This is a genomic window from Mycoplana rhizolycopersici (genome assembly GCF_013378445.1).
In the GTDB taxonomy this organism is placed as follows: Bacteria; Pseudomonadota; Alphaproteobacteria; order Rhizobiales; family Rhizobiaceae; genus Mycoplana; species Mycoplana rhizolycopersici.
Genome location: NZ_JABXYK010000007.1, coordinates 196,264 through 218,343 on the forward strand (window position 1 = coordinate 196,264; position 22,080 = coordinate 218,343).

Annotated in this window: 21 protein-coding genes; 11 read left to right on the plus strand and 10 right to left on the minus strand. The window is 65.1% G+C overall.

The genetic code is table 11. The features are described from left to right. Positions 1–499: 499 nt before the first annotated feature. Together HV823_RS13515 and HV823_RS13520 are read right to left on the minus strand one after the other, a co-directional pair. Positions 500–1,159: a ribonuclease HII gene (locus tag HV823_RS13515; protein WP_176950242.1), complete on the minus strand. Its 660-nt coding sequence runs from the start codon at positions 1,157–1,159 to the stop codon at positions 500–502. A 311-nt stretch (positions 1,160–1,470) separates the two neighbouring features. Beyond that, complete coding sequence (locus tag HV823_RS13520; RefSeq protein ID WP_176950243.1) at positions 1,471–2,628, minus strand: PA0069 family radical SAM protein; 1,158 nt, start codon at positions 2,626–2,628, stop codon at positions 1,471–1,473. 190 nt (positions 2,629–2,818) lie between these two features. Between HV823_RS13520 and HV823_RS13525 the strand changes: the two genes are divergently transcribed. Beyond that, a complete protein-coding gene (locus HV823_RS13525; protein ID WP_176950356.1) occupies positions 2,819–3,343 on the plus strand; it encodes a glycosyltransferase family protein in 525 nt (174 codons plus the stop codon). 27 nt (positions 3,344–3,370) lie between these two features. Here the strand turns inward: HV823_RS13525 and moaB are convergent, their stop codons facing one another. The 4 genes from moaB to HV823_RS13545 all read right to left on the minus strand — a co-directional run bounded on the left by moaB (position 3,371) and on the right by HV823_RS13545 (position 7,858). Then, positions 3,371–3,910, minus strand: a complete 540-nt coding sequence (gene moaB / locus HV823_RS13530; protein WP_176950244.1) for a molybdenum cofactor biosynthesis protein B — start codon at positions 3,908–3,910, stop codon at positions 3,371–3,373. Continuing rightward, complete coding sequence (locus HV823_RS13535) at positions 3,900–4,835, minus strand: 4-(cytidine 5'-diphospho)-2-C-methyl-D-erythritol kinase (protein ID WP_176950245.1); 936 nt, start codon at positions 4,833–4,835, stop codon at positions 3,900–3,902. The genes moaB and HV823_RS13535 overlap by 11 nt, the downstream gene beginning before the upstream one ends. A 7-nt stretch (positions 4,836–4,842) precedes the next feature. Continuing rightward, the gene (locus HV823_RS13540; RefSeq protein ID WP_176950246.1) at positions 4,843–6,687 is read right to left on the minus strand and encodes a tetratricopeptide repeat protein; all 1,845 of its coding nucleotides are present in this window, start codon (positions 6,685–6,687) and stop codon (positions 4,843–4,845) included. A gap of 154 nt (positions 6,688–6,841) precedes the next feature. Further along, the gene (locus HV823_RS13545) at positions 6,842–7,858 is read right to left on the minus strand and encodes a polyprenyl synthetase family protein (RefSeq protein ID WP_176950247.1); all 1,017 of its coding nucleotides are present in this window, start codon (positions 7,856–7,858) and stop codon (positions 6,842–6,844) included. Positions 7,859–7,962: 104 nt separating this feature from the next. Here HV823_RS13545 and HV823_RS13550 point away from each other — a divergent pair, with 104 nt between their 5' ends. From HV823_RS13550 to HV823_RS13575, 6 genes are all read left to right on the plus strand, one after another. Beyond that, positions 7,963–8,184, plus strand: coding sequence for a putative signal transducing protein (locus HV823_RS13550; RefSeq protein WP_176950248.1), 222 nt, complete (start codon positions 7,963–7,965; stop codon positions 8,182–8,184). After that, positions 8,181–8,984: a tRNA1(Val) (adenine(37)-N6)-methyltransferase gene (locus tag HV823_RS13555; protein ID WP_343051862.1), complete on the plus strand. Its 804-nt coding sequence runs from the start codon at positions 8,181–8,183 to the stop codon at positions 8,982–8,984. Before HV823_RS13550 ends, HV823_RS13555 begins: the two co-directional genes overlap by 4 nt. A gap of 126 nt (positions 8,985–9,110) precedes the next feature. Then, positions 9,111–9,983: a S49 family peptidase gene (locus HV823_RS13560; RefSeq protein ID WP_176950358.1), complete on the plus strand. Its 873-nt coding sequence runs from the start codon at positions 9,111–9,113 to the stop codon at positions 9,981–9,983. 16 nt (positions 9,984–9,999) lie between these two features. Then, complete coding sequence (locus HV823_RS13565; RefSeq protein WP_176950249.1) at positions 10,000–10,191, plus strand: hypothetical protein; 192 nt, start codon at positions 10,000–10,002, stop codon at positions 10,189–10,191. Between the two features lie 183 nt (positions 10,192–10,374). Beyond that, positions 10,375–11,442 carry a dTDP-glucose 4,6-dehydratase gene (locus HV823_RS13570; protein WP_176950250.1) on the plus strand — a complete coding sequence of 356 codons (1,068 nt, stop codon included), beginning with the start codon at positions 10,375–10,377 and terminating at the stop codon, positions 11,440–11,442. Positions 11,443–11,615: 173 nt separating this feature from the next. Next, positions 11,616–12,575 (plus strand): glycine--tRNA ligase subunit alpha, encoded by a 960-nt coding sequence (locus HV823_RS13575; RefSeq protein WP_176950251.1) that lies wholly within the window; start codon positions 11,616–11,618, stop codon positions 12,573–12,575. Between the two features lie 36 nt (positions 12,576–12,611). Here HV823_RS13575 and HV823_RS13580 read toward each other — a convergent pair whose 3' ends face one another. Next, positions 12,612–13,460, minus strand: a complete 849-nt coding sequence (locus tag HV823_RS13580; protein ID WP_176950252.1) for an FkbM family methyltransferase — start codon at positions 13,458–13,460, stop codon at positions 12,612–12,614. A gap of 504 nt (positions 13,461–13,964) precedes the next feature. Between HV823_RS13580 and HV823_RS13585 the strand changes: the two genes are divergently transcribed. The 4 genes from HV823_RS13585 (at position 13,965) to HV823_RS13600 (ending at position 19,648) form a co-directional block, all read left to right on the plus strand. Continuing rightward, positions 13,965–14,513 carry a LemA family protein gene (locus HV823_RS13585; RefSeq protein WP_176950253.1) on the plus strand — a complete coding sequence of 183 codons (549 nt, stop codon included), beginning with the start codon at positions 13,965–13,967 and terminating at the stop codon, positions 14,511–14,513. 14 nt (positions 14,514–14,527) lie between these two features. Next, positions 14,528–16,471: a DUF2207 domain-containing protein gene (locus HV823_RS13590; RefSeq protein ID WP_176950254.1), complete on the plus strand. Its 1,944-nt coding sequence runs from the start codon at positions 14,528–14,530 to the stop codon at positions 16,469–16,471. A gap of 133 nt (positions 16,472–16,604) precedes the next feature. Next, on the plus strand, positions 16,605–18,719 hold the full coding sequence (gene glyS, locus HV823_RS13595) for a glycine--tRNA ligase subunit beta (RefSeq protein WP_176950255.1): 2,115 nt from the start codon (positions 16,605–16,607) through the stop codon (positions 18,717–18,719). 422 nt (positions 18,720–19,141) lie between these two features. Beyond that, positions 19,142–19,648 carry a 2-thiouracil desulfurase family protein gene (locus HV823_RS13600; RefSeq protein ID WP_176950256.1) on the plus strand — a complete coding sequence of 169 codons (507 nt, stop codon included), beginning with the start codon at positions 19,142–19,144 and terminating at the stop codon, positions 19,646–19,648. A 106-nt stretch (positions 19,649–19,754) separates the two neighbouring features. Here HV823_RS13600 and HV823_RS13605 read toward each other — a convergent pair whose 3' ends face one another. The 3 genes from HV823_RS13605 to HV823_RS13615 all read right to left on the minus strand — a co-directional run bounded on the left by HV823_RS13605 (position 19,755) and on the right by HV823_RS13615 (position 22,062). Then, positions 19,755–20,225: a plant virulence effector HPE1-like domain-containing protein gene (locus tag HV823_RS13605; RefSeq protein WP_176950257.1), complete on the minus strand. Its 471-nt coding sequence runs from the start codon at positions 20,223–20,225 to the stop codon at positions 19,755–19,757. Between the two features lie 195 nt (positions 20,226–20,420). After that, complete coding sequence (gene purD, locus HV823_RS13610) at positions 20,421–21,692, minus strand: phosphoribosylamine--glycine ligase (RefSeq protein ID WP_176950359.1); 1,272 nt, start codon at positions 21,690–21,692, stop codon at positions 20,421–20,423. Positions 21,693–21,852: 160 nt separating this feature from the next. Then, positions 21,853–22,062: a hypothetical protein gene (locus tag HV823_RS13615; RefSeq protein WP_176950258.1), complete on the minus strand. Its 210-nt coding sequence runs from the start codon at positions 22,060–22,062 to the stop codon at positions 21,853–21,855. Positions 22,063–22,080 lie beyond the last annotated feature (18 nt).

Genomic DNA, 22,080 nt, shown 5'->3' on the forward strand with positions numbered 1-22,080 from the left:
CGCACTGGCGACATATCAAAATAGATTGAGAAAGGCCGGAGCGATCCGGCCTTTTTCGTATGCGCCGTTCGCAGGCGTCATTGGGCGGCGGCGGTTATGTTCGAGATTTGTCCGCGTCTCGCCACTTCGGCGGTTGCGGGTGCAAGGTATGCGGGGATCGAGGCATGCGATGCGCGAGGGCCGATCGCAATCTTCAAGTACCGCTTGAAGCTTCGGGCTCCCGATACGCACACTGTTGTCGCAAAGCGGCCGTGGGCTTCTGTGCGGCATCTTTTATGTGAAGGCCGATCTTTGGCGCTTCTCCAGACAAAGCGCCGTCGCCTGAGCGCCGGATAACTGGGAATGACGTTCCGAAAGCACGTCGCGCAAAAGTGTTCAGCGGTTTTGCGTTTGGGACATGCGTAAGAAGCGCGGAAGCGATTCTGCAAGATCGCGATATGCTTTAGAGCAATCCGGGTGAGCTGGATTCCACCGGCATTGCTCTAGATCGTCACGCGTCTCAATCGAGCGTCTCCGGCCGGAATGGCCGGAAGGACAGGCGATGGAGGGCACAGGGGCCGAGGCTGCCGATGGCTTCGCGGTGGCGCTCGGTGCCATAGCCGGCATGCGTACCGAAGCCGTAGCCGGGATAGGTGTTGTCGGCGCAGGCCATCATCCGATCGCGAACCACCTTGGCGACGATCGATGCGGCGGCGATCGTCAGCACGCGTGCGTCGCCCTTGACGACGGCGCGCCCTTCGCATCGCAGTCCCGGCGGCACATCGAGGCCATCGGTCAGGACCAGCAGCGGGCGCGCGGGCAGGCCGAAGACGGCGCGGCGCATCGCATCAAGGCTTGCGTTGCGGATGTCCGTCCGGTCGATCCGGCGTGCGCCGCTGGAGGCGACCGACACCATGGCCGTCGCCAGTATCTGCGAAAACAACGCTTCTCGCCTGGCGGCCGTCAGTTGCTTGGAATCGTGCAGGCCATCGGGAATGCGCTCTGGGTCGAGGATTACGGCCGCAGCCACAACCGGCCCGGCCAGCGGACCGCGGCCGGCCTCGTCGGCGCCGGCTACCGGCCATTGCCCGGCTCTGCGGGCAGCCGATTCCATCGAGAAGTCGGGTCCGACCGGAAGGTCGAAGAGGAGGGGGGAATCGGCGGTCGCGCGGCGTGGCATGCGGCGACCCTCGCACGACCGGCCGATTCCCTGCAAGTCCCCGGTGCGGCAATGACCGGGGAACATCGACATTGCGCGGGGGACAGGCAATGTCGAAACCTTGCGGCGTCTTCCGTCCGCTAACGGAGACGACATATCTTTGTTCTCGCCCGCCACCCTTCACCCCGAACGGAGGCGAAAGCAGAGCGGTCAAGCGACGGAAGCCAACCGAGCAAGAAGCGCCGTCGTGGTACTATCGCACTGGCTCGGCAGCCTCGCCCCTGCCGGCATCGAACAACCGCCGCCATCGAACAACCGGCGGCAGGCGACAGCTACAGCAGCGAGAGCTGCACGCCGCTGCCCGAGGGCGGTACGAACAGGTCGGTGGAAAGGCTCCGCCGCGTGCGGTTCAGCTTGAGCCGTTTCGTCGCCAGTTCGAACCGCCGGGCAATCTGCCAGGCATAGGGACCGGCGCCCTTCATCCGCTTGCCGAATTCGGCGTCGTAGTCCTTGCCGCCGCGCATGGAGCGCACGAGCGACATTACGTGGCGATACCGGTCCGGATACTCGCGCAGCAGCCAGTCGCGAAACAGCGGGCTGACTTCCAGCGGCAGGCGCAGCAGCACATAGCTTGCCTCCTGCGCGCCTGCGGCCTTGCCCGAATCGAGGATCCGTTCGACCTCGTGGTCGTTCAGACCGGGGATGATCGGTGCGACCATGACGCTGACGGGAACGCCGGCCTCCGAAAGCGCCCGCATCGCCTCCAGCCGTCGCGCAGGGGTGGCCGCGCGCGGTTCCATGCTGCGCGCCAGCTTGCGGTCGAGCGTGGTCACCGACAGGCCCACCCAGGCAAGCCCCTTGGCCGCCATGCGCGAGAGGATGTCGATATCCCGCATGATCAGCGCCGACTTGGTGACGATCGACACCGGATGGTTGGCCCCTTCCAGCACCTCCAGGATCTGCCGCATGACGCGCCATTCCTTTTCGATCGGCTGGTAGGGGTCGGTATTCGTCCCGATCGCGATGACCCGCGGACGGTAGCCCGGCTTCGACAATTCGCGCTCCAGCAGCCGCGGGGCATCGGGCTTGGCAAAGAGCCGCGCCTCGAAATCGAGGCCAGCCGACAGCCCCATGAAGGCGTGGGTCGGACGGGCGAAGCAGTAGATGCAGCCGTGCTCGCAGCCGCGGTACGGATTGACCGAGCGGTCGAAGGGAATATCGGGCGATTCGTTGCGGGTTATGATGCTGCGCGGCTTCTCCACCTGGACTTCGGTCTTGAACGGCGGCAGGTCCTCCAGCGTCTCCCAGCCGTCGTCGAAGTTTTCGCGCACCTGCTGTTCGAAGCGGCCGGACATATTGATGCCCGCGCCGCGGCCACGCCGACGGTCGATATCGATCCGCAGGCCGCCCTGCACCATCAGCGCTTCGGCAATGTCGACCGCGTTGCCGGGCGCAAGCGCGCCCTGCTTCAGACTGGACAGCTCTGTCATCGGGTTTCTCCGTCGGGGACTTTGGCTGTCCCTTCCAATGATTTTATTCCTAGCAGCGGAATGAGAACATTGCAAGAACAAAACCACATTTCCATCGCCACGGAGAGAGGGCGCCGAATTGCTCGCTTCGGCTGCAACCTTTGCGTTATCGGCAGTGGCGCCGCAGTGCACAATGCGATATTGGTCAACCATGCTGACCGTGATCATCGAATGCCGGGACAACGAGCCCGAACTGGCCCAGACGCTCGCCGCGCTGGTGGCAGGCGCAGTCGAGGGCATCGTGCGCGACGTGGTCGTGCTGGATCACGGTTCCCGCGATGGCTCACACGAAATCGCCGATGCGGCCGGTTGCCGTTTCCTGACCGAGTGGGACATGAACGAGATCGTCCGCACTGCCCGCGGCGACTGGCTGCTGCTGCTGGAACCCGGCGCGCGCCCGCTCAACGGCTGGGTAGATGCGGTTGTCGAGCATGTCGCTATCAGCAAGGGGCCGGCCCGTTTCGCCGGTTCGCGCAGCCACAGGCGGCCGTTGCTGAAGCGGCTGGTGTCCAGGCGGCCGGCGCTGGAGCAGGGCCTGCTCGTCTCCAAGCGGCAGGCAAGCACGATTGCCCGCAAGGGGATACGCCTCGACCAGATGGCCGCAGGCGTTCGCGCCAGAAGGCTGGTTGCGGAGATCGTGCCGGCCTGGGCGATCCGGGCCATGCGGGAACTCTGACGACACACCCGCCGCGCTGGCGAAGGCCTATTTGCGTTTCAGGTGCTCGTCGAGCCGCGGCATGATCTCGACGAAATTGCAGGGCATGTGCCGATAGTCGAGCTGGGCTGCGAGAATGCCGTCCCAGGCGTCGCGGCAGGCGCCGGGCGAGCCGGGCAGCACGAAGATGAAGGTGGCGTTGGCCACGCCGCCCGTTGCGCGCGACTGGATGGTCGAAGTGCCGATCTTGTCGTAGGAAATGCGGTGGAACACTTCCGAAAAGCCGTCCATGCGCTTTTCGAACAGCGGCTCCAGCGCCTCCGGGGTGACGTCGCGCCCCGTGAAGCCGGTGCCGCCGGTGGTGATGACCACGTCGATGCCCTTGTCCTTCGTCCAGCTTTCGACCTGGCTGCGGATCGCGTCCCTGTCGTCCGGCACGATCGCCCGCGCACCCAGCCTGTGACCGGCCTTCTCCAGCCGCTCCACCAGCGTGTCGCCGGAGCGGTCGTCGGCGGGCGTGCGCGTATCGGATACGGTGAGCACGGCGATCGAAAGGGGAATGAACGGGCGTTTGTCGTCAAGCCGCATCGTTGAGTTTCTCCGTGCCGAGGCTTGTGGTCGCTACCACGAACCAGTCCGGCTGCATCTTCGCCAGCGTGCCTGCGGCATGCTGTGCCGCGGCCATCGTATCGTAGATGCCGAAGCAGGTGGCCCCCGAGCCCGACATCCGGACCAGTCTCGCGCCGCTCCCGGCAAGCACCTCTTTCACCGAGGCGATCGCCGGGGCAAGCCCGATTGCCGGCGCTTCGAGATCATTGCGCATGCCCTGCATGGCCGCAAGCCAGCACGGTCTCCCCGTGCCTGCCTTGGGCACCTTCAGCTTCGGATTGTTCTTCTGCGCAAGCAGCCGGAAGGTCTCCGGTGTCGAAACGCCGATGAGCGGGTTGACAAGCACCATCGGGAAGGCGGGAAGATCGGTGCGCAGTTCGATCGCCTCGCCGATCCCGCGCGCGATCAGTGGGCGTGCGGCAAGGCACATCGGCACGTCCGCGCCGAGGCCGAGCGCCAGAACCTCCAGTTCGCGACCGGCCAGTTCGTGATCGGAGTGCGCCCCGCCCCAGAGATTGAGAAGCGCGCGCAATGCTGCCGCTGCGTCCGCCGAGCCGCCGCCGATACCGGAAGCGATCGGCAGGTTCTTTTCCAGGTGCAGATGCACCGGCGGGGCGGCTGCTCCTCTTTGCCGAAGCGCATCGCGCAGCCTGTCGCGTGCCTTGATGACCAGATTGTCTTTGCAGTCATCCTTAAGCGCAGCCGCGAACCGGCCTGACAGGGTGAAGTGGTCCGCCTGTGCCGGCGATACCGCTATCCGGTCGCCGAACGCGGTGAACGTCACCAGCATGTCGAGCAGATGATAACCGTCCTCGCGCTGGCCGGTCACGTGCAAAGCCAGATTGATCTTGGCCGGCGCCGGCTCCGTCAGGGCGAAGCCGGCAATGCCTTCCCGTTCGCACATGGACGGATCAGGACTTCTTTTCCGGCTCGGTCACGTCGAGGGAAGGGGTCTTCACAGGCTCCTTGCCTTCGATGGCCTGTGCGGCAGCCGGCTGCGCCGGCTTCTCGTCGGCCAGCCCGTTTTCGATCTTCGCCTTGATCTTCGGGATCTCCGCCTCTTCCGGCTTCAGGCCCAGTGCGCGGTTCCACTGGAACGTCGCTTCGAGCTTGCGGCCGACGCGCCAGTAGGCGTCGCCCAGGTGATCGTTGATCGTCGGATCGCCGGCGCGAAGTTCCGCTGCGCGTTCCAGCTCCGTCACCGCGTCTTCGTACTGGCCGAGGCGGTAGTAGGCCCATCCGAGCGAATCGACGATATAGCCGTCGTCAGGCTTGATGCTGACGGCCTTGCGGATCATCTCCAGGCCTTCGTCGAGGTTGATGTTCATATCGACCCAGGAATAGCCGAGATAGTTCAGAACCTGCGGCTGGTCGGGATTGAGGTCGAGCGCCTTGCGGAAATTCGGCTCAGCTTGTTCCCACTTCTTTTGGCGCTCATAGGCGATGCCGCGCTGGAAATAGATCGTCCACTGCGACTTGTTGGGCACGTTGCCCATCTGGTCGACGGCGCGGTCGTAGACCTCGCCCATTTCCTTGTATTCCTTGGCATCCGAAAGCACGCTGCCATAGGCGAGATAGCTGCGCATGTCCTTCGGGTCGGCCTCGATCAGCTCCTTGAGGTGCTTCTTGGCCTCGTCCACCTTGCCGAGATCGGCCAGTTGAAGACCGAGTTGCAGTTCGGAGAGGCGGCGCATCGGCGAATTCTCGGGCACCTGGCGGTAGAACTCGATCGCGAGATCGGGCTTCTTCTGGCTTTCGGCAAGGCCGCCGAGCAGCACCAGCGTGTCGGCGCTTTCCGGGTCGAGCGCGCGCGAAACCTGCAGGTAGAGGGATACGATGTCTTCCGCGCCCTCGCGGTTGAGCGCGCCGCCGATCGAGAAGAGGACGGAGGCAGCACCTTGCGCTGCGGTACGCACCTGCTGCTCCTGCTTGTCGCCGCGTTCGATGCTTTCGCGCAGCGCCTTCAGCGGCGCATAGCTGGAAACGAGGTTTTCGCCGACGGAGATGGCGTCCAGCGCCTTCTGCTTGTTGCCTTCGCGTGCCTCGAGCCTCGCCAGCGCCATGACGGCGCGCATGAAGGTGTCCGGTGCGGCTGCGCCGCCGTTGCGGTCGAGAATGGCGTCGTTGAGCCGTTTGCGGGCGGTGTCGCGGTCGCCTGCTGCCGCGGCGATCGCACCGGCATTGTAGTTCTTAAAAATCGCAAACCAGTCCGGCCCTTCCATGTCCGAAATGGTCGCGAGCGCCTGTTTCGTCTTGCCGTCACCGAACTTCGCCCAGGCAACCAGCAGCCCGTTCATCATGCGGTCGAGGTCGTTCGGGCCGGAGTAGACGAGGATCTTCTCGGCGGTGCGGTACTCGCGCTTGCGGATCGCATCCATGCCGCGCACGACAGTTGTGATGCGCTCGACGGCCGGATCGTCCTTCAACGCCTGGGCAAGCTTCACGCCTTCTTCGAAATCGCCGTTCAGAAGCAGCGTGATCATCAGCCGCTCTTTGACCTCGGTGTTCGTCGGGTCGTACTGCAGCGTGATGCGATAGAGCGCGATCGCGGTCTCGTAGTCCTTGTCGACGTCGGCGGTGCGGGCGGCAAGGAAGGCACCGGAGAAGCTGTTGACGCTCTGCGGGTCGAACTTGACGGTCTCCTCGGCTGCGGCGGCCGGCGCATCTTCAGCCTTGGCGGCCGGAAGCCCTGCAAGGGCGATGCCGGCCACGACGGCAGCGCTCGAAAGGAGCCGGGTGATCAGGGAGTGCCGCATCAAGATGCCTTTCGCTAATGTGACAGGCAGGCACGGGCGCCTGCGGTACGTCACGATCTGTCCAGTTAAACTTGGACTCATGGCCGCAGAGAATGGCTTTTTTGGCGCGGTGCGGCAAGAAATTCCTCCGCAGCCGCCAGGCAAGAATTCGCGATCAGCTGACGCGCGCGATGCAGAAGTCGATGACTTCCAGGAGTGCCGATTTCCATGCACTGGGCGGCAGCGGTGCCAACGCGTCGCGCGCGATCGTGCCGTAGTGCTGCGCACGCGCGATCGTGTCGGACAGCCCGCCGTAGCGGGTGATCAGGCCGAGCGCGTGCTCGAGGTTGGTATCGTCGCTTTCCCCGCCCTCGATCGCCTTGCGCCAGAAGGCACGGTCTTCGGCCGTGCCGCGCCGCCAGGCGAGAATGACGGGAAGGGTGATCTTGCCCTCGCGGAAGTCGTCGCCGACGTTCTTTCCGAGATCCGCAGCCTTGCCGCCGTAGTCCAGCGCGTCGTCCACGAGCTGGAACGCCAGGCCGAGGTTCATGCCATACGACTTCAGCGCATTGCGCTCCGCCCGGCTGGTATTGGCGACGATCGGGCCGACTTCGGCCGCAGCGGCAAAAAGGGCCGCCGTCTTGGCGCGGATGACCGCGAGATAGTCGTCTTCCGTCGTCTCCATGTTCTTGGCGACGGAGAGCTGCAGCACCTCGCCCTCGGCGATCACGGTGGCTGCGGAAGAAAGTACGTCGAGCGCCTCCAGCGAGCCGACCTCGACCATCATCTTGAAGGCCTGGCCGAGCAGGAAGTCGCCGACCAGGACGCTCGCCTGGTTGCCCCAGATCATCCGTGCCGTCGATTTGCCGCGGCGAAGGTCGCTCTCGTCGACGACGTCGTCGTGCAAAAGCGTCGCCGTGTGCATGAACTCGACGCTGGTGGCGAGCTTGATATGGTGGTCGCCCCCGTAGCCGAACATGGAGGCCGAGGCGAGCGTCAGCATCGGCCGCAGGCGCTTGCCGCCCGAGGAGATCAGGTGGTTGGCCACTTCCGGGATCATCTGGACGTCGGAGCCGGCCTTCGACAGGATCAGCTGGTTGACGCGCTCCATGTCCGCCTTTGTCAGATCGACAAGCGGCTTCACCGACGCCAGTTTGTTTTTGCCCTCGTCAAGCGATATCACGACGCCCAAGTGTGCGGACTCCTGTTCTTTTCCGTGGCGGGACAATAGAAAGGGGTGCCTGCCGGAGCAAGAGGCGAATTGTCCCGCAGGCCGAAAATTAGACGGGAAAACCAATGATCGAACTGATCCGGACGAACGACGTAGTCCTGCTCTCCTTTGCCGAGAGCCTGATGAAGGATGCCGGCATCCACTGCCTCGTCGCTGACCAGGGCATGAGCATCCTCGAAGGCTCGCTCGGCATGCTGCCGCGCCGGTTGCTGGTGGAAGAGGAGCGCGCCGACGAGGCAAGGCGCATCCTGACCGACGCGGGACTGGGCGCGGAGTTGCGCGCGTGACGGCAGGGCAAGAGGGTGCGGGAGAGACGATCGACGCCTTCCACCGCGGCCGCTTCCATCTCGTTCAGCCCAAGGGCGGCGGCCACCGTTCCGGCATGGATGCCATGCTGCTGGCGTCGCTGGTTGCGGGCGAGGGGGCAATCAGCGTTGCCGATCTCGGTGCGGGCGCCGGTGCGGCAGGGCTTGCCGTCGCCTCGCGCATTGCAGGCGCGCGCGTCGTCCTCGTCGAGCGCTCGCCGATCATGGCAGGCTATGCCCGCAAGAGCCTGGCGCTTGCCGAAAACGCCGATCTGCGGGCGCGCGTCGACGTCATCGAGGCGGACGTGACGCTGACGGGACGCGCGCGGCTTGCCGCCGGTCTTCAGGACGAAGTTCACGATCACGTCATCATGAACCCGCCCTTCAACGACGCCGCCGACCGGCGCACGCCGGATGCGCTGAAGGCCGAGGCGCACGCGATGGAAAGCGGCCTGTTCGACCAGTGGATCCGCACCGCAGGCGCGATCATGCGGCCCGGCGGGCAGTTGTCTCTGATCGCCCGGCCGGAATCGATCGCCGAGATCGTCGATGCCTGCGGCAAGCGCTTCGGCGGCATAGAGATCACCGGTCTGCATCCCCGGCCCGGCGAAAGCGCGGTGCGCATCCTGGTCACGGCGATCAAGGGTTCGCGGGCACGGCTCGCGTTGCGCGCGCCGCTGATCATGCACGAGACCGACGGCCATCGCTTCTCCGCACTTGTCGACGACCTCAACAACGGCCGGGCCGCCTATCCGCGGCTTGCAGGCGTGCGCAAGCGCTGATCCCGCCTCTGTGGTGTGCTGCCGTCACATTGACGCTGCCTCTCGATTTTGTCGCGACGCCATTGCGTTTTATGACAGCGTGCATACATCTGGCGTTGAAGCATTCATGGGAGACTGATGAGCGACATGGCCGGATTTTTCAGGAAGTTGATGCCGAAGCGGTTCCGCAAGGAGGGCATCACAATCCCGGTCGTGCGGCTGCAGGGTGCGATCATGGCGGGCGGCGGCCAGTTCCGCCCGGCGCTGAACCTGGCGACCGTGGCGCCGGTTCTCGACAAGGCATTCGCCGACAAGCAGGCTCCCGCCGTCGCCATCTCCATCAATTCTCCCGGCGGCTCGCCGGTGCAGTCCCGGCTGATCTTCCAGCGCATTCGCGATCTCGCCGCCGAGAAGAACAAGCGCGTGCTGGTCTTCGTCGAGGACGTCGCGGCCTCGGGCGGCTACATGATCGCCCTTGCCGGCGATGAGATTTTCGCCGATCCCACCTCGATCGTCGGCTCGATCGGTGTCGTTTCCGGCGGCTTCGGTTTTCCGGAGCTTCTGAAGAAGATCGGCGTCGAACGGCGGGTCTACACGGCCGGCGAGAACAAGGTCATTCTCGATCCGTTCAGGCCTGAGCGGGATTCCGATATCGAGTATCTGAAGTCGCTGCAGCTCGAGATCCACGATGTGTTCATCAACATGGTCAAGGAACGGCGCGGCTCGCGGCTTGCCAATGATCCGGACCTCTTTTCCGGTCTGTTCTGGACCGGCCAGCGCGGCCTGGCGCTGGGATTGATCGATGGTCTTGCGGATATGCGCGGCGAGATCCGCCGCCGCTTCGGCGCGAATGCGAAGCTTCAGCTGATTTCGCCGGCACGGGGTCTGTTCGGCCGCAAGACGCCCGGCGTCGGTGCTGGTATGCTCGCTTCCGCCGCGGAGCGAGCCGGCGTAGCAGGGGTGGGCGCTCTTGCCGAGGCTGTCGAGGAAAAGGCGCTCTGGTCGCGCTTCGGCCGGTAGAACAGGGGGAGGCAAAATGGCGCAGATGATATTCCTGCTCCTGGTGGTCGCAGTCGCCTGGTTCGGCTACCGCAAGTTCGTGGCCGACGCGCAGCGCCTGTCGAAAAAGCGCCGCGACGTCGAGAAAGAGCAGCAGACCGGCGCGATGGGCACGCTGGTAAAGGATCCCAAGACCGGCGAATATCGCGTGCGGCGGGAAGACGAATAGTCCCGAACCCGTCCCGTTTCCGGAATATTCCCGCAGACCACGTGCCGGATTGGTACGTTAACCAGGCCGAGTAAGGTTAACGCCGCATAAAGGCCGGCCGGACGCGTTGCGCGCATTGCGCACTGCCGCCTAGACAGCCAAATCTGCCATTCCTGATTGCATCGAACGGTAGGGCAGATTTCCATGGCTTCGCTCGAACTCGCCGGCCTCCGCACCATCGTCGTCACCGGCGGCGCAGGGTTCATCGGCTCGCATGTGGTGGACGACCTGCTGGACGCGTGCCCGGGCGCCGAGATCCGCGTCCTGGACGCGTTCACCTACGCCGCCAACATGGCGAACCTCGATGGCGCGATGCGCAGCGGCCGCGTCACGCTTCGGCAGGGCGACGTCGGCAACCTCGACTTGGTGTCCGATGTGCTGCGGGGCGCAGAGCTCGTCATTCATGCAGCCGGCGAGAGCCATGCAGACCGGGCGATGGTGGCCCCGGAGCGCGCCAGCCTTTCCAACGCCATCGGCACGCAGGTTCTGGCCGAAGCGGCCGCGCGCTGGAATGTGCCGCTGATGGTTCACCTCAGCACCGCCGAGGTCTACGGCTCAGCCGGCCAGATGCCGTCCGAGGCGAGCGCGATGCAGCCGGACAATCCACTCGGCGCCTCCAAGGCGGCCGCGGAAATGCTCCTCTCCGGCCTGCGCCATGTCCATGGTCTCGATATCCGTGTATTGCGCCCTGTCAATGTCGTCGGCACGCGCCAGAACGCCGAGAAGCTGGTACCGCGCTTCCTCGAACTCGCCGCCGTCGGCAAGCCGCTTTCCATTCACGGCAACGGCAACCAGCGCCGCTCGTTCCTCGCCATCTCCGACCTGTGCACTGCGCTCCGCGCCGTCATCACCCGCGGCGAGAGGAGCGGCACCTACAACGTCTCGGCTGCGGAGAGCTATTCCGTGCTCGACGTGGCGCGCATGGTCCTGGATGCCGTTCCCGAACCGGTGGCGGGCGTCACCTTCGACAGCGGCCGCGCCGCAAACGTCGATCGCGCGCCGGTCTCAACCGTTGCGATCGCAGCACTCGGCTGGCGGCCGGAGGCTTCGCTGCGCGGCGAACTGAAGCATCTCGCCGGCTGGTACCGCGCCCGCCTGTCGCCGGCTTCCCGCACGGTCTTCCGCTCCGTTCCCGATCTCGTGCCCGGCAGGCCGAATGTCGCGATACAACCGGCGGGGTCCGGTCTCTTCCGGTCGCTGGAGCGTCATTGAGGCGGCACAGGGGCCGCGGAGCTGCGGCGACACGCCATTCCGCTGCAGCGGTCCCCCGGAGCCTCGTCCTTTGCCATCCTCTGCCCTGGTCCGACCCTGAGCCTGCCCCTTGACCCTGCGGCTGTGCCGTGGCACCAGTCCGCGCAACCGAAATTCCCATCCGGACCGGACCGATGACTGCTGCCGCCATGCCCGATCACATGCACCCGACCCGCTCCTTCCAGGGGCTGATCCTGACGCTCCACAATTACTGGGCGGACAAGGGTTGCGCGGTCCTGCAGCCCTACGACATGGAAGTCGGCGCCGGCACCTTCCATCCGGCCACCACGCTTCGCGCGCTCGGGCCGCGACCGTGGAAGGCGGCATATGTCCAGCCGTCCCGCCGCCCGTCCGACGGGCGCTACGGCGAAAACCCGAACCGCCTGCAGCACTACTACCAGTACCAGGTGATCCTGAAGCCGAACCCTTCGAACCTGCAGGAGCTCTATCTCGGCTCGCTCGCCGCGATCGGCCTCGACCCGCTCCTGCATGACGTCCGCTTCGTCGAGGACGACTGGGAAAGCCCGACGCTCGGCGCCTGGGGGCTCGGCTGGGAATGCTGGTGCGATGGCATGGAAGTGTCGCAGTTCACCTATTTCCAGCAGGTCTGCGGTATCGAATGCGCGCCGGTCGCCGGTGAGCTGACCTACGGCCTCGAGCGCCTGGCCATGTACGTGCAGGGCGTCGACAACGTCTACGACCTGAACTTCAACGGGCGCGAGGGCGACGAGAAGATCACCTATGGCGATGTCTTCCTGCAGGCCGAGCAGGAATACTCCCGCCATAACTTCGAATACGCCAATACCGAGATGCTGCATCGCCACTTCGTCGACGCGGAGAAGGAGTGCCTTGCGCTTCTCGCCGCCGGCGCGCCCGGCGACAGCGCCAATTCCTACCACAAATGCGTGCTGCCGGCCTACGACCAGTGCATCAAGGCCTCCCACGTCTTCAACCTGCTCGACGCCCGCGGCGTGATCTCGGTTACCGAGCGCCAGAGCTACATCCTGCGCGTGCGCACGCTGGCCAAGGCCTGCGGCGAAGCCTTCCTGCTGACCGACGCGGGCGGTGTGAACTGGGTCGAGAAGGCGGCTTGAGGCAGTGAATGCCAGCCAGGCAGGCGAAAGCCGCGATCAGTGCGACGAGATGGCGGCCCTTGCGGCATCTGTCTGGTCTGCTGGGACAAACAGATAGTCGCACTCGTCGCAGTACGCCTCGTCGTACACCCTGGACGGAAACGTTGAAATGGGTTCCAGCCCGATGACCCTCGTCTGGTCCTTCGATTTCTGGACGCGGAGGATCGCGTAACCGAGACCGTGCATCGTGTCCGTCAGTTCTTCCGCCCGCGCACTGTGCACTTCGGCGTCAGCCAAGGGGTCGCGGTCGAGCACCTCGCACAGGATCCACGGGCGATCGGCGCGGATGGTTCGTTCCATGCCGCGGATGACCGGCAGTTCGGCACCTTCCACGTCGATCTTGATCACGCCGATGGCGCCTGCAGGACGGATCCGCCCGCGGATATCGTCGAAACGATAGGACGGGATCAGGTCGGCGACGACGTTGCGATCCGGTCGCAGGCCGCAGACCGTCGTTGCGCCCGGGTCGGCCGATTTCTCGTGGTGGCGGTAGATATCGAGCAGCATGTTTCCGTCCGAAAGCGCGCACGGCACGACCGTGCAATCATCGAGCCGGTTATCGTCAACGAGACGGTGCAGTTGCGCCAGGCACGCCTGCATCGGCTCGAAGGCGATGTATCCATGCTTTCGCGGGGCCGCCAGATAATCCAGAAGGGTCTGCCCGACATTGGCGCCGACATCGACGAACGGACCGCCGCGTGCGCCGAGCATGAGGCCGATCAGGCTGGTCTTCCAGTCGGGCTTCCAGCCGAGCAGTTCGGTGGTTTGCTGCTGCACCCTGACCTTCAGCGCCAGACCGTCAATGTCGATGCGATGGGCATGGGACGCGGCCCAGGTCTCGGACATGACCCGACTGACCCGTTGCAGGCCCTTTGAAATGATGGCCGCCGATCCATTTTCAACATAGGTACGCCGAATGCTCGCAAAGCCTGCCATCGGGACCCCCATCCTTCGCCCGAACGCTATTGCGGGCGACCGCCACGGTCAAGCGCAGGCAGTTTGATCGATCCGCGCGCATGTCGGCTCGATGCGATCTATACCTATGTTTTAAATGGAGAAATTCATTTTGCGTAATGGGCGTACCTCTTTTGGCGAATGATGCGCGGGGTTCCCCGGCCGCGGCAGCCGCCGGACCGCGCCGGCATCGTCGAAGCCTTGGCCGGAGCGACCCGGCTCTGCAGGGACGGGCAGGACCACAGAAAGAACGCAGGGCGTTTGCGCCCGTGCGGAAGCGAGCGTTGCGCCCGGTTGAAGACTTTGAATCTGCGCGCATTTCTTTGTTCGAGCGGATTTTGGTTTGCAGGGTTGTGCGCTAATGTCGCGACGCATCGTGCGTTCAAGGAGAACAGGATGATCGGTCTGGCAATCGCAGCCGTGGTCGCGCTCTACGCGATCATTCTCTATAACGGCCTGGTGAAGGCGCGGCAGGTCAAGGAGGAGGCGTGGTCGGGCATCGACGTGCAGTTGAAGCGCCGCGCTGACCTGATCCCCAACCTGATCGAGACCGTTAAGGGCTATGCCAAGCATGAGCGGGAAACGCTGGAGCAGGTGGTCGAGTTGCGCAACAGGGCGCAGGCGGTGCCGACGGGCGACGTGCAGGGGCGCGCCGTCGCCGAAGGCATGCTCGGCCAGGCGCTCGGCAGGTTGCTGGCACTGGCCGAAGCCTATCCCGACCTGAAGGCGAACCAGAATTTCAGCGAGTTGCAGCAGTCGCTCCAGACCGTCGAGGACGAAATCCAGATGTCGCGCCGTTATTACAACGGCGCGGCGCGGGATCTGAACGTGAAGGTGGAGAGCTTCCCCTCCAACTTCCTGGCAAGCGCCTTCTCCTTCGCCAAGGCGCCCTATTTCGAGATCGACAACCCGGCCGACCGCACCGTTCCTACGGTAAAGTTCTGAAGCGGAGCAGATCGATGTCCCGGATCGCGGCCCTGGTCTTCTTCGCCCTTGCGATCGGCGTCGCCGGCGCCGTGCGGGCTGCGGAATTCATTTCTTCCTACCATGCCGACATCGCGGTGGCGAAGAGCGGCGAAATGACCGTGAAGGAGACGATAGCGGTCAATGCCGAGGGCAACCTCATCCGCCGGGGCATCTTCCGCGACTTTCCGCTGACCTTCGTCGATGGCGAGGGGCGCAGCCGCCAGGTCGGCTTCGAGATCGAGGCCGTGCGCCGCGACGGGCGTGACGAACCCTACAGCACCGAGCGGGAGAACGGCGGGATCCGCATCTATGTCGGCTCTTCCGACGTGCTGCTCGATCCGGGGCCGCACACCTACGAGCTGACCTACCGCACCGATCGCCAGATCCGTTTCTTCGAGGATCACGACGAACTGTTCTGGAACGTCACCGGCACCGAGTGGGCTTTCCCGATAAGCCGCGCCTCGGCGACCGTCACACTGCCGGACGGCGTCGTTCCGGAGGAACTGACCTATTTCACCGGCGCCTATGGCGGCCGGGGCAAGGCGGCGCGGGCGACCGCTTCCGGCAACCGGGCCGAGTTCGTCACCACGGAGGGGCTTTCCGCCCACGAGGGGCTGACGATCGGAGTGAAGCTCCCGCCTGGCAGCATTGACCGCCCGACTGCAGCGCAGGAACGGATCTGGTTCTTCAAGGACAATGCCGGCGGGCTGATCGGCCTTGGCGGACTGGTGCTCGTCGCGTTGTATTACCTGCGCTCCTGGCTGGTCGCCGGGCGCGATCCGACGCGCGGCGTCGTCGTTCCGCGCTGGGACCCGCCGGAAAAAGCCTCGCCCGCGCTTTTGAACTACGTCGACAACAAGGGTTTTGGCGGCGCCGGCTGGACCGCGCTGTCCGCGGCGCTTCTGAATCTCGCGGTCAAGGGTTACGTTACCCTCGACGACCTGAAGAATTCGATCGTCGTCACGCCCACCGAAAAGGCGCTCGAAGAGAAGCTGCCGACCGGAGAGAGCGTGCTTTTGAAGGCGGTGAAGGCCAGCGGCGAAAGCCTCGTCATCGACAAGGCGAACGGCAAGCGCATCCAGACGCTCGGCAGCCAGTTCCGCAACGCGATGGAAACCGAGCACCGCGGCAAGTACTACATCGCCAACTGGGGGTATATCGCCGGCGGCGTGGCGCTGTCGGCGCTCTGCCTCGGCGCCATGCTGGTCTTCGGCAACCTGCCGGAGGAGGGCATCGCACTCGTTGTCGTGCCTGTCGCCGCCGCCTTCTTCCTCTCCGTCTTCGCCGTCAATTTCGGCAAGGCGCTGACCAACGCCAGAAGCCTCGGCCAGCGCATCATGACGGTGGTGATGATCGCCTTTTTCGGCTTCGTCTTCATCAGCATTTTCGGCTCCGTCCTTGCAGGCTTCGTCGTGGGCGGCCTGCACGACGGGCTCTTGCCGGTGCTTGCCGCCGTCGGCGGGATCCTGCTTCTGAACCTCTTGTTCTATTTCCTGATGGGCGCGCCGACCCCGATCGGGCGGCGGATGATGGACGGCATTGAGGGGCTGCGCCAGTACCTGACGCTTGCCGAAAAGGAGCGGATGAACATGGCCGGCGCGCCGGAGATGTCGCCGCGCCACTATGAGCGCCTTCTGCCCTATGCCGTGGCCCTCGGCGTCGAAAAACCCTGGACGGATACGTTCCGCCTCTGGCTTGCCACGGCTGCCGCAGGCGCTGCCGCCGCCAGCTATCATCCCGCCTGGTATGGCGGCGACGGTTTTGGTACCGGCAGCTTCTCCGATCGCATGGGCGGCTTTGCCGGCTCCATGGCCGACACGCTTGCCGCCTCGCTCCCGCCGCCGCCCAAAAGCTCCTCCTCCGGCTTCTCCGGCAGTTCCGGCGGCGGCGGCTTCTCCGGCGGCGGTGGCGGCGGTGGCGGCGGCGGTGGATGGTAGCTCACCGGCTTGCGAGAACATCCCTGTCCACGAGGCTGCCTGAAGCGCGACTTTTCCGCTGATGCACGGATGACTTTTGCCGTCGGGCTTGCTAAGTCCGCCGCAGTCCAACGATCTGCCAGAAAAGCATCCCATGCCCGATCTTCTGCTTGAGCTCCGTTCCGAGGAAATTCCCGCCCGCATGCAGCGCAAGGCGGCGGGCGACCTGAGGAAGCTTGTCACCGACGCGCTCGTCGAGGCGGGCCTCACCTATGAAGGGGTGCGCGAATACTGGACGCCGCGCCGGCTGACGCTCGACATCCGCGGCCTCAATGCCCGTTCCGCCGACATCCGCGAAGAGCGCAAGGGCCCGCGCACCGACGCCAACGAAAAGGCGATCGAAGGCTTTCTGCGCGGCGCCGGCCTGTCCTCCATCGCAGAGGCCCATGTCCACAGCGACCCGAAGAAGGGCGATTTCTACGTCGCCCACATCGTCAAGGCGGGGCGGCCGGCCGAAGAGATCATTGCGGACGTGATGCCCGGCATCATCCGCAATTTCCCCTGGCCGAAGTCGATGCGCTCGGGTGCTGCGTCGGCCAGGCCCGGTGCGCTGCGCTGGGTGCGCCCGCTGCAGTCGATCGTCTGCCTGTTCGGCTCGGAGACCGAGGAGACGCGCGTCGTTCCCTTCGCGGTCGACGGCATCGTCGCCGGCAACATCACCTACGGCCACCGCTTCCACGCGCCGGAAGCCTTCACCGTGCGCCGCTTCGACGATTACGTGTCGGGGCTCGAAAGGGCGAAGGTGATCCTCGACGCCGAGCGCCGCAAGCAGATCATCGCAACCGATGCCGCCAACATCGCCTTTGCCAACGGTCTTGAGCTGGTCGAGGACGAGGGGCTGCTCGAGGAGGTCTCCGGCCTCGTCGAATGGCCGCAGGTGCTGATGGGCACGTTCGAGGAGGAATTCCTGGCGATCCCGTCGGAAATCATCCGCCTGACGATCAAGACCAACCAGAAATGCTTCGTCACCCGCCCCGTCGGCGGGGAGGGGCTTTCAAACCATTTCATCCTCGTCTCGAATATCGAGGCGAAGGACGGCGGCAAGGAGATCGTCCACGGCAACGGCAAGGTCGTGCGTGCGCGCCTGTCGGACGCCCGCCACTTCTGGACGCGCGACCAGGGCGACCTGCCGGACCTCGACACGCTGAAGGCGTCGGCGGAAAAGTTCGGCCTCGACCTGAAAAAGCCGCTCGACCAGCGCATGGCCAAGCTCGACGCGCTGAACGTCACCTTCCACGCCAAGCTCGGCACGCAGGGTGAGCGCGTGCAGCGCATTCGCGCGCTCGCGGCCGAGCTTGCAAAGGCCACCGGCGCCGATCCGGCGCTTGTCGATCGCGCCGTCGTGCTGGCAAAGGCCGATCTGCGCACCGAAGCCGTCGGCGAGTTCCCCGAGCTTCAGGGCATCATGGGCCGCAAATATGCGGTGCTGCAGGGCGAGAACGCGTCCGTGGCCGAGGCCATCGAAGATCACTACAAGCCGCAAGGCCCCTCCGACCGCGTGCCGGCCGATCCGGTCGCAATCACCGTGGCGCTCGCCGACAAGCTGGATACGCTGATCGGCTTCTGGGCGATCGACGAGAAGCCGACCGGCTCGAAGGATCCGTATGCGCTGCGCCGGGCGGCGCTGGGCGTGATCCGCATCCTGCTCGAAAGGGGCGTTCGCCTGCCGTTGCAGTCGGTTGCGCAGGATGCCGACCTCCTTTCCTTCTTCCACGACCGTCTGAAGGTCTACCTGCGTGACCTCGGCGCCCGCCACGATCTGATCGATGCGGTGCTGACGGACGATGCCGACGATCTGCTGATGGTCGCCCGCCGCGTCGAGGCGCTGACGGCGTTCATCACCTCGGAGGACGGCAAGAACCTTTTGGCCGGCACCAAGCGTGCGACGCAGTTGCTTGCCGCGGAAGAAAAGAAGGGGACCGTCGTCGCCGACGGCGTCTCCGCCGATCTCTTCAAGGGTGCGGCCGAGAAGGACCTGCATGACGCCATTGTGGTCGCAACGCGTGACGCCGCCGGTGCGGTCGAAAAGGAAGATTTCCGGTCGGCCATGGAGGCGCTGTCGAAGCTGCGCAGCCCCGTCGATACGTTCTTCGACGACGTGCTCGTCAACGACGAGGACGCGGCGATCCGGGCAAACCGGCTGGCGCTGCTGGCCGCGATCCGCGCAGCCACCGGCACGGTCGCGGATTTCTCAAAGATCGCCGGCTGAGGTCGACGCCGATCGGCGGTAAGCCGTGCGCGGCTTCCGTCACGCGCCACTATTGGCCGAAGCGGTTTGGCTCGGCCTCGGAACGTGCGGCATGACGGGCGCTGGAGCGATTGTGTGATCCGATCACAGTCACGACACACGTGTTGCATGAGTATGATGCCTCCCGCTTCCGTCATTCCGGCCTTGAGCCGGAATCCAGCCGCGCGTCCGCAAGGCGTGAAGAATCGCGTGCGATCAAAGACTTGATCGCGCTGGTTCCCGGCTCAAGGCCGGGAAGACGAAAGTGGGTAGCCTCTTGAATCACGATGTAAATCTAGGTCCTGACCCTGGACCGTTTCACAAAATTTTCTCATTGTCGTGTGCGGACCGGGGTGACCAAAATTGCTCCCGATGACGGGGCAGGGGGAAAGGGGAGGCGTCGCGTGACCCGCAAAATCCTGATCAGCGCCTGCCTCATGGGCCAGCCGGTTCGCTACAACGGCTCCGCCAAGCCGCTTGTCCATGAAGCGGTGGCGCGCTGGCGCGAAGAGGGACGGCTCGTCGTGTTCTGTCCCGAGCTTGCCGGTGGCTTCGCAGTGCCGCGTCCGCCCGCGGAAATCGAACGCGCGCTCGACGGCAGCGATGTTCTGGATGGCAGCGCGCGCGTCGTGGAGCCTTCCGGCCGCGACGTCTCGCAAGGATTTATCGAAGGAGCGAGGCGGGCGCTGGACGTTGCCCGGACGAATGGTTGCCGCCATGCGCTTCTGATCGACGGCAGCCCGTCCTGCGGGTCCGGTTTTCTCTATGACGGCAGCTTTTCCGGCGCGCGCCACCAGGGCGAGGGGGTAACCGCAGCCTACCTGCGCCGCCACGGCATTGCGGTCTTCTCGCATGTCGAGGTCGATCGTCTGGAAAAGGCGCTGGAAGAAGAGGAAGCAGGTTCCAGATAGCACTTGCGCCCCTGCTTCTCTTCAGGGGCGCAAGACATCCGTCCTGAGACGGAGACCCGACCGGCCTGGAGGGACCGATGGGGCAGGGAACCGCACTAATATGGGATCAATTGAGGCGAAGTTCAAACGCGGATGCATCAAGCTCGCGTGAGGCGGCGGCCGGAGCGCTCGCCGAGGCGGTCACTGCAAGCCGTGCGGCCTCGCTTTCTACGGCGCCGGTCGTCGCGGCCGTGTCCACCGTCTCGGCGTTATCCTTCGGCATTTCGGCCGTATCGACAGGCACTTCCGGCGCCTTGCTGACGAACAGCACCGGCGACCCGCCGAGCCATGCCTCGCTGCGGAAGATCTTCCGCTCGCCGTCGACTTCGCGGATCTCGACCTTCTGCGTGCCGGGCTCGATTTCGGGAACCACGTAGGAGTGGCTCTTTTCCTTTTCCTTCAGCGGAGGGCATTGGGCGCAGGAGACGGTGGCGACGCTGCCCTGGTCCTTGCCGCCGGCCGTCACCGGCTGGATCGAAGAAGCAGTCGCAGGCGTGGCGGCAAGCGCACAGGCGAGGATCGGCAGGAGGCTGCGCATCGTCGGTTCTCCATTGCGCGCCAGCGGCGCAGTGAAACGTGGGGACTGTGCACGGCCGGTTCCGACGTCGCCGGAATTTCGGCCTCATGCAGCAGGTCGACGGAAAGATTATGCGCTTTCCGTTACGTTCCGGTCAGGAGAATTGGTAAAAATTGAATGATGCCGATGATTTGAGCCGAAAATCGGAATTTCGGCTCAAGCCTTTTCGCGCGCCACGGCCCGCCAGCCGATGTCGCGGCGGCAGAAGCCGTTGTCCCATTTCACAGCGTCCGCCAGCGCATAGGCGGCGGCCTGGGCGCCGGCCACCGTCGGTGCGACGGCGGTGGCGTTCAGGACCCGGCCGCCGGTCGCGACCAGCTTGCCGTCCTTCAGGGCTGTGCCGGCATGAAACACCTTGCTAGCGTCCCCGTCCGCGGGAATGAAGTCGATCGGGGTATTCTTGTCGTAGGAGCCGGGATAACCCTTCGAGGCCAGCACCACCGTCAGCGCCGTTTCGTCCTTCCAGGTGGCATCCACCTTGTCGAGCGTGCCGGTCGCGGCCGCATGCAGCAGCGTCAGCAGATCGCTTTGAAGCCGCATCATCATGACCTGGCATTCCGGATCGCCGAAGCGCACGTTGTATTCGATCAGTTCCGGGCCCTTCTGCGTGATCATCAGGCCGGCGAAGAGAACGCCGCTGAAGGGATGGCCGTCGGCGGCCATGCCACGGATCGTCGGCTCGATGATCTCCTTCATCGTCCGCTCGACGATTTCCGGCGTCATCACCGGGGCAGGGGAATAGGCCCCCATGCCGCCGGTGTTGGGGCCGGTATCGCCGTCGCCGACGCGCTTGTGATCCTGGGCGGATACGAGCGGCAGGGCGTTGGTGCCGTCGCACAGGCAGAAGAAGCTTGCCTCTTCGCCATCGAGGAAGGCCTCGACCACCACTTCTGCGCCGGCGGCGCCGAAGGCGCCGTCGAAGCAGTCGTCGATGGCGGCCAGTGCCTCGGGGAGCGTCATCGCCACGGTCACGCCCTTGCCGGCGGCAAGGCCGTCGGCCTTGATGACGATCGGTGCGCCCTCGGCCTGGACATAGGCCTTGGCTGCAGCGGCGTCGGTGAAGCGGCGGTAGGCGCCTGTCGGGATGTTGTATTTGGCGCAGAGATCCTTGGTGAAGCCCTTGGAACCTTCGAGCTGGGCTGCCGCGGCAGAAGGACCGAAGACCTCGAGGCCGTCGGCGCGCAGCCGGTCGGCGATGCCCGCCACAAGCGGCGCCTCGGGGCCGACGACGACGAAGGTCACGTCGTTGTCACGGCAGAAGGTGGATACGGCCGCGTGGTCGTCGATGTCGAGGGCGACCAGCGTTGCGCATTCGGCCATGCCGGGATTGCCCGGCGCGGCAAAGAGCTTCGTCAGCCGCGGCGACTGGGCCAGCTTCCAGGCCAATGCGTGCTCGCGCCCGCCCGAACCGATCAACAGAACCTTCATAGCCATATCCCCTGCAATCCGCGTCTGCCCGCGGGTTAAGCGGGCGGACGGCAAAGGTCAAGGGCAGCGGGGGCCGGCTGCTGCATAAGCTGCGGCAAATACGGGGATGACCGGAAAGAGACGCTTAGGTTGAACGGGGCTTGCCCGGTCGCAAGGCGGGTCAGGAGGAGAGCTTTTTCAGTTCGATCTCGACGAGATGGACGTCCTGGCACCAGCCGTACTCGATCGCATGCCGGCTCGCCCCGTCTGTCGACCGGATGGCGAATGCGGCGTTTCGCAGGCGCTCCAGCCGCATGATCTTCTCCGCGACGCTGAGGCCGACGTCGCACCGGATGGCATTCACCTTCAGTTCCATCATGCTGGTATTCATGAAGTTACTCCTGCTGGA